Source organism: Saccharomonospora halophila 8 (genome assembly GCF_000383775.1).
GTDB classification, from domain to species: Bacteria; Actinomycetota; Actinomycetes; order Mycobacteriales; family Pseudonocardiaceae; genus Saccharomonospora; species Saccharomonospora halophila.
Map to the genome: position 1 here is coordinate 13276 of NZ_KB912540.1, position 5659 is coordinate 18934.

The following is a 5659-nucleotide window of genomic DNA, read 5'->3' on the forward strand; positions in this document are numbered from 1 at the left end:
GTCGCCCGGGCAACGCCGGCCGCGCGACCCCGGGAGCCCCGCGCCGTCCGCTCCGCCCGCGAACCCGCACCGAAGGCGGGTGCTGCTGCTCAACGCGACCTTCGAGCCGTTGACCGCACTCCCGCTGCGCCGCGCGATCGTTCTCGTCGTGTGTGGCAAGGCCGAGGTCGTCCACGAGGATCCGACCGGTCTCACCCTGCATTCCGCGACGATGACGGTGGAGGTTCCGTCGGTCATCCGGCTCGGCAGTTACGTGCGCGTACCGTATCGGGCGCAGGTGCCGCTGACGCGGGCGGGGTTGATGCACCGGGACCGGTTCCGGTGTGCCTACTGCGGGGCGCGCGCCGAGACCGTCGACCATGTCGTCCCCCGGAGCCGGGGTGGTGCGCATTCGTGGCAGAACTGCGTCGCCTGCTGCACCCGGTGCAACCACCGCAAGGCCGACAGGTCGCTCGCCGAACTCGGATGGCAGCTGCGGGTGGTGCCGCACGCACCCCGGGGGCAGCACTGGCGGTTGTTGGCCCACGCCGGGGAGGCCGATTCGCTGTGGCGGCGTTACCTCGGCAGCGCGGCGGCATAACAGGGTCCGCGCCGGCGTTCTCGGCGCGGACCCGGGGAATCGTGCTGTTCGGTCAGACGGTGACCCGGGTGCCGCGGGTGACCCTCGTGCCGGCCGTCACCCGGGTTCCGCGGGTGACCCTCGTGCCGGCCGTGACCCGGGTTCCGCGGGTGACGCGGGTGCCCGCCGTCACTCTCGTGCCCCGGGTGACCCGTGTACCGCGCGTCACCCGGGTTCCCGCGGTCACCCGGGTGCCGCACGTGACGCGCGTACCCCGCGTGACGCGCGTTCCGGTGGCCGAAGGGATGTCCTCCGGAAACGAAACAACGGTGCGCCTGGGCGAATCGGAGGTCAGAGTGCCGGGCATGACGAGTCCTCCCGTGACGGCTGTGTGATCTTCTGGAGAAGTGGGAACGGCGCAAGGTCCGTCCAGGTGAAAACTACGAGGTCTCACCGGGGGGGACAAGACCGTTGCGTTCCGTGCGCCCGCACGTACGTTGAATTGCAACCTTTCGCGAGAATGCTTTCGCCTCAACGTGGGAGGGCCGTCGTGGCAAGCGGGGGAGAAGGGGCCGGAGCGTCGCCTGCCGGACGGACGGTTTCACCCGACTGGTGCGGCGTGCGCCCACCCGGTCGACTACCCTGCGGCGGGTGAGCATCCTCGAGACGACCCTGGTCTTCGTGGCGGTACCGGTGGCGATCTACGCCTTCTTCGCGCTGGTGACGCTGCGGTCCAAGTTCGCGAGCAGGCCCAGGTACCGGCCGGGACAGCCGTGGGACCACCCACCGGTGTGGTGGGCGGCCAACCCGGAAGGTGCCGGTGAACGGCACACGGAGGCCGGGAGATCGGCCCCGTCGACAGCGCGCGGAGGTGCCCGTGGCAACTGGTGAGTCGACCCGCGACCCCGTGGCGGCGCGGCTGCCCGAGTCGACGGGTCTGGAAGGCACGTCGCGTGAGCCCGGCGCCGCGGTCACCGCGAGTGGCCGAGTGTCCGTGGCGCAGATGTACGAGCCCAGTACTCCGTCCGGCCCATTCAGCACGGCGCAACTCGCCCGGTTGGACGAGGCGTTGACCCTGGCCAGCCGCGAGACCGAACTCGATTTCAGCATCTATCTCGGTGAACTCGGTGAGGACAGCCGGGCGGGTGCGGAGCAGCTGCACGACTCCCTCGGCGCGGCGGGGGACAACGCGGTGTTGATCGCCGTGTCCCCCGGTGAGCGTGTGGTCGAGGTCGTCACCGGCGCCGACGCCGTGCCCCGGCTGTCCGACCGCGGCTGCAAGCTGGCCGTCATGAGCATGGCCGCCTCCTTCAAGGAGGGCGACCTCCTCGGCGGCCTGATCGGCGGCCTCCGCATGATGGCCGACCAGGCGGGCCCCCCACCCCGCCGCTGACCCCGCACTCCCGTCGTCGTGCCGTGAAGGGCACTTACCCTGCGCTCAGGGCCGTGAGGGGCACATTCGCTGCGTATGACGCGGGGAATGTGCCCCTCACGATCTACTCGGGGGTCGGTCAGCTCTGGTCGAACTCGCGGGCGGCCAGGGCGCGGACCACGCCCGCCCGGCCCTCGGTGACCAGGCGGCGCAGTGCCGCGGGGTGGGCGTCCTCCAGCCAGGCGTCGGCCGCCGCGATGCCGTCCCGGGACACCTCCCAGGAGGGGTAGAGCCCCACCACCGTGGGCTGTGCGCGCTCGCTGGAGCGCCGCGCCCACACCTCGTCGAGCATGGCGAAGTAGCTCGCGGTGTAGTCGGTGAGCAGGTGCTTCTGCGCCGGGTGCGCGAACCCGGCGATGATCGCCTCGTTCACCGCGTTGGGGGACTCGTCGTCATGGACCGCCCGGTCCCAGGCGGCGGCCTTCGCCTCCGGGTCGGGCCGGAGTGCCCGGGCCCGCTCCGCGTGCCGGCGTCCGGCCGCGGTGTCGTCCCGTTCCCGCTCGGCGTCGATCTCGGTGTCCCCGGCACGGCCGTGGGCGACCAGCGCGTGCAGCAGCCGCCACCGAAGATCGGTGTCCACCGTCAGTCCGGGCAGCGGTGCGGAGCCGTCCAACCAGCCCGCCAGGACGTCCAGCAGCGCCGGGTCGAGGACCGATCCGGTCAGCGAGTTGACGAAGGCGAGCTGGTGGTCCGAGCCCGGCTCGGCCGTGCGGGCCAGCTCCAGCAGCCGCGCGGTGAAGCCGGGCCAGCCGCGCTCGCGGGCCCACTCCGGGTCGGCGTAGGAGTTCAGCGCGGTCTGGGCCTGCAGCAGCAGCCGCTGCACCACGCCGACCTCCGTCTCGGCCGCGATGCCCCGGCCGACGAGGGTGACGAAGTCCCGGGCCTTCAGCTCGGCCTCGCGGGTCATCTCCCACGCTGCCGACCAGCACAACGTCCGCGGCAGCGGCTCGGTCACGTCGGCGATCCGGTCCACCAGGGTGACCAGCGAGTCACTGTCCAGCCGCATCGTGCAGTAGGTGAGGTCGTCGTCGTTGACCAGCACCAGGCTGCCCGCGGGCACACCGACGAGGTCGTCCACCTCCGTACGCTCGCCGTCGACGTCGAGCTCGACGCGGTGGGTGCGCACGAGCTTTCCGGAGCCGTCGTCGTCGTAGACCCCGACGGCGACCCGGTGCGTGCGCAGTTCGCCCGCACCGGGCTTCGCGCCGCCCTGCAGGACGGCGAAGGCCGAGTAGCGTCCCGCGGAATCCACCTCGAATCGGGGGCGCAGGCTGTTCAGTCCGGTGGTCTCCAGCCACTGCGAGCTCCACCAGGACAGATCCCGTCCGGAGGCCTCCTCCAGGGCGGTGAGCAGGTCCGCCAGCGTGGCGTTGTCCCAGGCGTGCCGGTCGAAGTAGACCTTCAGCCCGGAGAGGAAGTTCTCCAGCCCCACATAGGCCACGAGCTGCTTGAGCACGCTCGCGCCCTTGGCGTAGGTGATGCCGTCGAAGTTCACCTCGACCGCGTGCAGGTCCACGATGTCGGCGGCGATGGGATGCGTGGAGGGCAGCTGGTCCTGCCGGTAGGCCCACGACTTCTCGATGTTGGCGAAGCTGGTCCAGGCCCCCGTGTACTCGGTTGCCCCGGCCTGTGCGAGCACACTGGCGAAGGTGGCGAACGACTCGTTCAGCCACAGGTCGTCCCACCACCGCATGGTCACCAGGTCGCCGAACCACATGTGCGCCATCTCGTGCAGCAGCGTCTCGGCCCGGCGCTCGTAGGCGTACCGGGTGACGCGGCTGCGGAAGACGTAGTCCTCCAGGAAGGTGACCGCCCCCGCGTTCTCCATCGCCCCGGCGTTGAACTCGGGGACGAACAGCTGGTCGTACTTCTGGAACGGATACGGCACCCCGAAGTTGGCGTGGTAGAACCCGAACCCCTGCTTCGTCTCGGTGAACAGCCGGTCGGCGTCCATGTACTCGGCCAGGGAGGCACGGCAGTAGAGGCCGAGCGGAATGGTGCGGTGGGTGTCGCTGTAGGTGTCCCGCCACTCGGCGTACGGTCCGGCGATCAGCGCGACCAGGTAGGTCGAGATCCGTTCCGAGGGAGCGAACACCGTGCGCACAGCACCCTCCGGGGTGTCCTCGGTGGACTCCACGAGCGCGTTCGACACGATCGTCCAGTCCCGGGGAGCGATCACGGTGAGCCGGTGGACGGCCTTGAGGTCCGGCTGGTCGAAGCAGGCGAACATGCGCTTGGCGTCGGCCGTCTCGAACTGGGTGTAGAGGTAGACGCCGTCGTCGACCGGGTCGACGAACCGGTGCAGGCCCTCGCCCGTGTTCATGTACCGGCAGTCGGCACGGACGACGAGTTCGTTCGACGCGGCCAGGTCGGGCAGGATGATCCCGGTGTCCTCGACGTAGCCGGAGACGTCGAGTTCACGGCCGTTCAGCACGGCCGAGCGGACGCTCTCGGCCACGACGTCCACCCACGACTTCTCGCCCGGCCGCGTGGCGGCGAACCGGATCGTCGTCGTGGAGTCGAAGGTCCGCTCGCCGGGTCGGCCCCGGCCGTCGGTGAGGTCGAGTTCGACGTCGTAGGACTCGACCTCGAGAAGGTCGGCGCGCTGCCGGGCTTGCTCGCGGGTGAGATTGGGGGCGGGCACTGGCACCTCTGTGCTGGTCGTCGGTTCGTCTGGGTCGGCACGGGCCCGTCCCGGTCCGGGCGGGCGGGTGCGTGTGATGGTGATCCAATCATGCGCCGCGGCGCTCGGCGACGGGAACAACCGGGGCGGTGGCACTGTTGGACGCCAGTGACTACCCGCGACCGGACGTCGCGCAATGACTACCCGCGACCGGACGTCGCAATGACTACCCGCGACCGGACGTCGCAATCGGCAATGAGGAGCGAGCATGACCCGAGCAGGACAGGACACCCGCCCCCGCGTCGACTTCTATTTCGATCCCGTGTGCCCGTTCGCGTGGATCACCTCACGGTGGATCCTCGAGGTCGAGCGGCACCGCGACATCGACCTCCGGTTCCGGGTGATGAGTCTCGCGGTGCTCAACGAGGGGCGGGATCTGTCCGACGGGTACCGCGATCTGATGGCACAGGCGTGGGCACCCGTGCGGGTGGCGGTGGCACTCGCCCGGCACAGCGGGGAGCAGGTCCTGCGGGACTACTACACCGCCTTCGGCACGCGCTACCACAACCAGGACGTCAAGGACGTCGATGTGGTGCTCAAGGAGGCGCTCGACGAGGTGGGCGCCCCGGCGGACCTGCTCGCGGCGGCCGGGTCCACCGAGTACGACGCGCAGGTGCGCGCGAGTCACCACGAGGGCATGGACCCGGTGGGGATGGACGTGGGAACCCCGACCATCCACATCGACGGCGTCGCCTTCTTCGGCCCCGTGCTGAACTCCATCCCCCGGGGTGAGGACGCCGTGCGGATGTTCGACGGGGCTCACATGATGGCGAGCTACCCGGACTTCTTCGAACTCAAGCGCACCCGCACCGGCGAGCTGAACTTCGACTGAGCCACGGGAGGGCGGGGCCGCTCTCACCGCAACGCGGCCCCGGCCACCGGCGCGGGCAGTGGTGCCCGGGCCACGGCTTCCTCGGTGGTCAGGGTGCCGGCGTCCCGCTCGTGTCGCAGGCGTGCCAACTCGGCCAGCTCGTCCCGCGCGGCC

At 70.6% G+C, this 5659-nt stretch carries 5 protein-coding genes; 4 read left to right on the plus strand and 1 reads right to left on the minus strand.

The window, feature by feature from the left end:
- The 3 genes from SACHA_RS0110260 to SACHA_RS0110280 form a co-directional block, all read left to right on the plus strand.
- The coding region (locus SACHA_RS0110260; RefSeq protein ID WP_232211855.1) for an HNH endonuclease at window positions 1-580 on the plus strand (580 nt) is incomplete at its 5' end.
- Window positions 581-1210: 630 nt separating this feature from the next.
- The gene (gene ctaJ, locus SACHA_RS0110275) at window positions 1211-1450 is read left to right on the plus strand and encodes an aa3-type cytochrome oxidase subunit CtaJ (protein WP_028663053.1); all 240 of its coding nucleotides are present in this window, start codon (window positions 1211-1213) and stop codon (window positions 1448-1450) included.
- Entirely contained in the window at window positions 1437-1952 is a 516-nt protein-coding gene (locus SACHA_RS0110280; protein WP_028663054.1) for a DUF5130 family protein, read from the plus strand. Before ctaJ ends, SACHA_RS0110280 begins: the two co-directional genes overlap by 14 nt.
- Before the next feature lie 118 nt (window positions 1953-2070).
- Here SACHA_RS0110280 and pepN read toward each other — a convergent pair whose 3' ends face one another.
- Window positions 2071-4635: an aminopeptidase N gene (pepN, locus tag SACHA_RS0110285; RefSeq protein ID WP_019809449.1), complete on the minus strand. Its 2565-nt coding sequence runs from the start codon at window positions 4633-4635 to the stop codon at window positions 2071-2073.
- Window positions 4636-4882: 247 nt separating this feature from the next.
- On the opposite strand from pepN, the gene SACHA_RS0110290 reads away from it, so the two are divergent.
- The gene (locus SACHA_RS0110290; RefSeq protein ID WP_019809451.1) at window positions 4883-5506 is read left to right on the plus strand and encodes a mycothiol-dependent nitroreductase Rv2466c family protein; all 624 of its coding nucleotides are present in this window, start codon (window positions 4883-4885) and stop codon (window positions 5504-5506) included.
- The last annotated feature ends 153 nt before the right edge of the window (window positions 5507-5659 follow it).

Bases quoted from the DNA above. Each gene is read 5' to 3' on its own strand.
- SACHA_RS0110290 (WP_019809451.1), top strand. From the start codon at position 4,883: ATGACCCGAGCAGGACAGGACACCCGCCCCCGCGTCGACTTCTATTTC.